The sequence below is a fragment of the Acinetobacter sp. UBA1496 genome, assembly GCF_002324975.1.
GTDB classification, from domain to species: domain Bacteria; phylum Pseudomonadota; class Gammaproteobacteria; order Pseudomonadales; family Moraxellaceae; genus Acinetobacter; species Acinetobacter variabilis.
On record NZ_DCRI01000026.1, the window covers coordinates 1 to 5,783 of the forward strand.

Here is a 5,783-nt window from a genome sequence, read left to right on the forward strand (position 1 = left end):
CAACCAATCTTAGGCGCAATTGCTGTGATTGCAGCCCAATTCGATGGATAATCTTTTTCAGATTCAATCAATAATTGAACCGCTCTTTCTCTGATTTCAGGGGTATATTTTAATTTTGTCATCGGGATACTACGCTTCGCTACGTCTTTCGAAGCAATGCTTCTCATCTCAAGAAAAGTGGTCTCCGACAAACCCGGTACGGTTCAATATGATCAACCTAAATATTACGCTGCAAATATTGATGGTAAGCTGGGTATTGGTTATTGGGAAAAGGATCCAAATACTGTACTGCAAAAAACATTGAAAGAATATGAAAATATGCTTCATCAATCATATGTTAGCCAAGAGGATCGTATTTCCATTAATGCACAATAGAAGAAGTTAAGTGTGAGTGTGCATACTTTAATGATGTTGCCTCTAATACTATTGAGAAACTGATTGATCAAAGTATTTCAAATTAAGAAATAAATAATTTTATATTTAGCTCTGATGGGATAACCATCAGGGTATTTTTTTGTCATTAAAATCTAATTTGAGACATCATTATGAATGATTTTTTTCTAGAAACGAATCGAAGCATCAAAATCAATGACATTGAAGTTCGTCAGATACAGATGAAAGACTTCGATACTTGGGCAATCCCTGCTAAGCCGTTAAAGAACTTCATTAAAGACCAAAATCATTCAAATGAAATTTTGAGAGGGTTATTCAAAGCTCATAGTGTACAGGTCATTTCGACCATGGCATGTGTTACTGATCTGAACAATGAATCACTGGTAGAATTTGCTGCTGATAAACAGGGATTTAAAGAGCTACTTAGTGAAGTCATGAAAATGAATTACGGTACATTTCAAAACTACGTTATCGCTTGAACTGAGGATAAGAAAGCTTGTTTGAATCGATATATTTTCATCCGCAGATTATGCGCGAATGCTAAGAAATCTGGAGTTCGAATATTAACCAAAAAGAAGATCATTTTTTGATTTATGCGAGAGATCTATTCTATTTTTATATTTATAAGGCTAAACTTGCCTTCAATTTAATACTGGTATGTACCACTTAATTTTAGGGCGTGTCTTCAATATTAAATGTATTTAAAAATACTGTTTGCATGTTCGCCTAAACGATGATTTTCCATTATTAGATAATGATCTAGCTCAGGAATAGTGATGATGACCATAATTACCAATGATTTAGGTCATGGTATGGGCAATGCCTGGGAAAATAAAGACTGGGCACATATTTCTGATCCAGAATTACAAAGCCTGCAGCAGCACTATTCCTGTTTACAAGGTCATTTTGAGATTTTGTGGTATAGTCCCCGGCCATTTTCATCTGCGGCGCTGGTCAAGGTGGAGCAGGATTTTGTGATCAGGGATGAAGCAGTCGCGCATCAGTATTTGATTAAGCGCAGCCATTGTTCCTTTCGTCGTGCCCGCGATATTTTACAGGAGCATGCTGTTCTTCAGCATTTAGCTAGCAAAGAAATTCCTGTTGCAGCATTGATTAGCTCAAATCAAGGTCTGACTGCTTTAGAGCTAGGTGACTGGACCTATGAAGTCTATGCAAAAGCAGTCGGCTTAGATCTGTATGCAGATCAGCAATCCTGGAAACCTTTTTTCTATGCTGAACATGCTGCGAAAGCGGGGCAATTACTGGCAAGGTTACATATGGCGATGCAGGATTTTCCCGAACAGCAGGGCAGATCAGCATCTTATTTGGTTTCCAATCAGCAGCTTTTAGACAGTGAAAATATCATTACAGCCATTCAACGGCGCATTGCAAACAGTTCAGAATTAAGCCGTTATTTTGCCGATAAAAATTTAGATCCTTACTTCTTAGATCGAATCTTACAGGTTCACCAGCGTATTCAGCCTGTATTGCAACAGGCAAGCAAAATTTGGACCCATAACGATTTACACGCTTCTAATCTATTCTGGTCAGCGCCGGATGCCAAAGCTGAAATTACTGCCGTAATTGATTTTGGTTTATCTGACCGAAACTCTGCACTTTATGATCTGGCTGTGACGATTGAACGTAATTTCATTAATTGGTTGGAATTAGAGCAGAGCCCACATATTCAGATTGATGAAGCTGGTTTAACTGCCTTTCTACATGCTTATTTTTCTGAAGTACATCCACAAGAAGATTTTAGTATTTTGCCAGAACTACTGAAAATCGTGCATTTGGATTTCGCTTTTTCAGAGCTGGAGTATTTTGTGGGTATTACCCACAACCTCAACCATGCAGATGCTGCTTATTACGACTGGATTATCGGTCATGTGGACTGGTTCTTTGGCGAACAAGGTCAACAATTTACCCAGACCTTAACCCGGCTCATTCAAGATGAATTGCAATCTTCTCAATGCTCTCTCTAAACCCAGCATCATCACCCACTTCACAGACATAAGGTTTCGTATGAACACTCGTCAACTCAAACAGAATGTATTAATCCGATCTTTAAATATGATCATTCTGTCGCAGCTGTGTTTAGTCCCGCTGACTTATGCTGAAGACGATGTTCAAAAGCTTGACACGATTGTTATCACAGCCGATCAAAGCATTCCTTACTCGAGTACCAAAGTGAATATTGAAGGTTTTGGTACGGAGAATTTGCAAAAAATACCTGCATCAGTTTCTATCTTGACTGCCGATCTCATTGCTGAACAACATGCTCGTGTGCTGAGCGATGTGGTAAAAAATGATGCAGCCATCGGTGATGGCTATGCTGCAATTGGCTATTATCCAAACTTTGTCTCGCGTGGCTTTGCACTTGATTTGGCATCAAGCTACCTCATTAATGGCAATGTGATTCGTGGTGAACAAAACGTTGCACTTGAAAATAAAGAGCGTGTGGAAATTTTAAAAGGCATTTCCGCGATTCAAAGTGGGATGTCAACCCCGGGTGGGGTGGTTAATTATGTCACCAAGCGACCGAAAGATATTCAGGCACTGACATTCTCGGCCGATCAACACGGCCAGTTTTCAGTGGCAACTGATCTCGGTGGTTTTTTGGGTGATGAGCAACAATTCGGATATCGCATCAATCTGGTGAATGAACAGATGGATTCTTATGTCAATCATGTGGAGGGTGAACGCTATTTAGCGGCATTGGCATTGGATTGGAAGATGTCAGCGCAATCCAAAGTAGAACTTGATCTTGAAGCACAGCGTTCCGAACAAAAATCAGTGCCAGGTTATCAATTACTGGATGGCAAAGCCCCAGAAAATGTGAAATGGGATCGATTGCTGGGTTATCAGACTTGGGGCAAACCGGTCACGATCGATAGTCTGAATAGCAGTTTAAAATATAGTTATGCTTTGAATGATGACTGGAACTTGGGACTCGTTGCAGCCCACAGTAAATCCAGAGTTGATGACTATTCAAGCTTTGCTTATGGATATTATCGGGAAGGCTGTCTAGAAGCGTATTCCTGTAATACGTTTGGTAAAGCTGGCGAGTATGATATTTACGATTATCAGAATCCAGATGAAACCTTTAAAACCAACCAATTTAAAGTCAAACTAGATGGGGTGATTGATACCAATTGGGCGCAACATTATCTAAATTTTGATATTACACAAACCAATAAATCGCGAGATCGTTTTGCTGGTGTCAATGAATGGATTGGTGTAGGTAATATTTATACAGAAACTATAGATTTTTCCCCAGTAACAGCGAATGCTGGACCAAAATATCAAGCACTTAAAAGTAAACAAACTGCATTTACAGCATTAGACCGTATTGAATGGAATGAACATTGGACCACTTTAATTGGCGGAAAATGGATCGAGCTTGATGAGCAAGCACATGCTTATGATGCAGAGGGTAAGCAGGTAATAAAAGTTCGCGATACCGATTTAGCTAAATTTTTACCGCAATTCGCAATCAGCTATAGCCCCTTGGAATCGACTACCGTCTATGCCTCGTATGCCAAAGGCTTGTCAGATGGAAAATCAGCACCTTGGTTTGCAGAGAATGCTGCTGAAACCCTAGCACCGATCTACTCAGAGCAATATGAAGTTGGTTTCAAACAACAGATCAAGCAGTTTTTATTGACTGCCTCGCTATTTGATTTACGCCAAGACAACCAATATAGCAAGCCGATTTCAGGACTTCGCTATTTTGTTGCGGAAGGCGAACAACATAGTCAGGGTCTGGAGCTCGGACTGAATGGTGCATTAACCGATCATCTGGCCTTAACTTCATCTTTTGCCTTGACTAAAGCCCGTTTAGAAAATGTAGAAGCGGTTGAATATGGTAATCATCAGGCGCAAAACGTGCCAAAAGCTCGTTTCGCAACACATCTTCGCTATAACGTACCGAGCATTGCAGGTTTCACTGTTCTGGCAGGTGGTCAATACAGTTCCAGCAAATATGCCAATAAAGAGGGTGCTGCGAAAGTTGCAGGTTATAGTGTGGTTGATTTAGGCGCTGCTTATCAATTTAAGCTAAATACGACCGATGCATTGCTGCGCTTGAATATTAATAATCTGTTCAACAAGAAATACTGGCGTGATGCAGGTGAATTTTTGGGTGATGATTATTTATTCTTGGGTTCGCCGCGTACAGCAACCTTGTCATTCAATCTGAACTTCTAAATTGGCTGCTTAATCAGGTTATATTGCTATGGAAAATATAGAAATTGCAGCGTTCATTTTAAACGTTTTAGGTGTCTGGCTGACCTCCAAACAATATAAAGTCTGCTGGTTGGTGAATATTGTCGCTGTATTTTTATATATGATTATTTTTTATCGTGTCAATTTATTTGCAGACGCAGCATTACAAGCCGTATTTATCTTGATGCAACTGTATGGCTGGTATAGCTGGTCGAAGAAAAATCATGACCAGGCTATCACCGTGCAGATTGGCTATTTGAATAAAAAAATCTGGGTATATAGCCTGATTGTGGGTATTGTCGCCGGTCTGGTGATTGGCGCCTTATTTGCTCATTTCACCACAGCATCACTCCCTTGGTTGGATTCCATGTTGGCCTCTTTTAGCTTGGTGGCAAGTTATTGGGCAGCCAAAAAATATATTGAAAGCTGGGGATTATGGTGTGTTCTAGATGTAATTTATGTCGGTATGTACACCCATAAATCATTGTATTTAACAGCCGTACTCTATTTTCTCTTTATTCTTCTTGCACTAAATGGCTGGAGGATGTGGCGAAATCTTTATAGAGTGACATTATCTTGAAATGACACTATTGCAAATAGAAATTTGAGGTGATGCTCTTTCCTTTAAAAAAAGTGTTTATAGACTAAAAACTTTATTTGAATTGGCCGCAGCTTGAAGATGTTGCTGATATTTTGTGAAAGCTAGCTACCATACATTCAAAGCGAACCGAAGTTCGCTTTTATTTCACTTCTTAAAAGAACCCGGCTGGTTTGGTCGAATAGCTGACTAGCAAGTTTTTAGTCTGCTGATAATGATCCAGCATCATTCTGTGATTCTCACGCCCAATCCCTGATTTTTTATAACCACCGAAAGCCGCATGGGCAGGGTAGATGTGATAACAGTTGGTCCAGACCCGGCCGGCCTGAATAGCACGGCCTGCACGGTAAGAGGTATGCGCTGAGCGTGACCAGACACCGGCACCGAGTCCATAAATCGTATCATTGGCGATCTTGATCGCATCATCGAAGTCTTTGAAGGTGGTCACAGCCAGTACAGGCCCGAAGATTTCTTCCTGGAAGGTTTTCATGTCATTGGTGCCTTTAAAGATGGTCGGTTCAATATAGAAACCTTGACCCACTTCATGACGTGCTTCACCACCGGT

At 40.3% G+C, this 5,783-nt stretch carries 5 protein-coding genes; 4 read left to right on the forward strand and 1 reads right to left on the reverse strand.

Annotated features, from left to right (window positions below):
- The first annotated feature begins 545 nt into the window (after positions 1 to 545).
- The 4 genes from B3143_RS02880 to pnuC all read left to right on the forward strand — a co-directional run bounded on the left by B3143_RS02880 (position 546) and on the right by pnuC (position 5,200).
- Positions 546 to 872 carry a hypothetical protein gene (locus B3143_RS02880; protein WP_004812063.1) on the forward strand — a complete coding sequence of 109 codons (327 nt, stop codon included), beginning with the start codon at positions 546 to 548 and terminating at the stop codon, positions 870 to 872.
- Positions 873 to 1,172: 300 nt separating this feature from the next.
- Positions 1,173 to 2,378 (forward strand): phosphotransferase enzyme family protein, encoded by a 1,206-nt coding sequence (locus B3143_RS02885; protein ID WP_034424589.1) that lies wholly within the window; start codon positions 1,173 to 1,175, stop codon positions 2,376 to 2,378.
- Positions 2,379 to 2,418: 40 nt separating this feature from the next.
- A complete protein-coding gene (locus tag B3143_RS02890; protein WP_004812065.1) occupies positions 2,419 to 4,602 on the forward strand; it encodes a TonB-dependent siderophore receptor in 2,184 nt (727 codons plus the stop codon).
- Between the two features lie 28 nt (positions 4,603 to 4,630).
- The gene (gene pnuC, locus B3143_RS02895) at positions 4,631 to 5,200 is read left to right on the forward strand and encodes a nicotinamide riboside transporter PnuC (RefSeq protein ID WP_004812066.1); all 570 of its coding nucleotides are present in this window, start codon (positions 4,631 to 4,633) and stop codon (positions 5,198 to 5,200) included.
- 172 nt (positions 5,201 to 5,372) lie between these two features.
- Here pnuC and B3143_RS02900 read toward each other — a convergent pair.
- The coding region (locus tag B3143_RS02900; protein WP_286739455.1) for an aldehyde dehydrogenase family protein at positions 5,373 to 5,783 on the reverse strand (411 nt) is incomplete at its 5' end.

Excerpts from the sequence above, each read along its gene's own strand:
- B3143_RS02885 (WP_034424589.1), top strand. The coding sequence starts at position 1,173 with ATGACCATAATTACCAATGATTTAGGTCATGGTATGGGCAATGCCTGG.
- pnuC (WP_004812066.1), top strand. The coding sequence starts at position 4,631 with ATGGAAAATATAGAAATTGCAGCGTTCATTTTAAACGTTTTAGGTGTC.
- B3143_RS02880 (WP_004812063.1), top strand. The coding sequence starts at position 546 with ATGAATGATTTTTTTCTAGAAACGAATCGAAGCATCAAAATCAATGAC.
- B3143_RS02890 (WP_004812065.1), top strand. The coding sequence starts at position 2,419 with ATGAACACTCGTCAACTCAAACAGAATGTATTAATCCGATCTTTAAAT.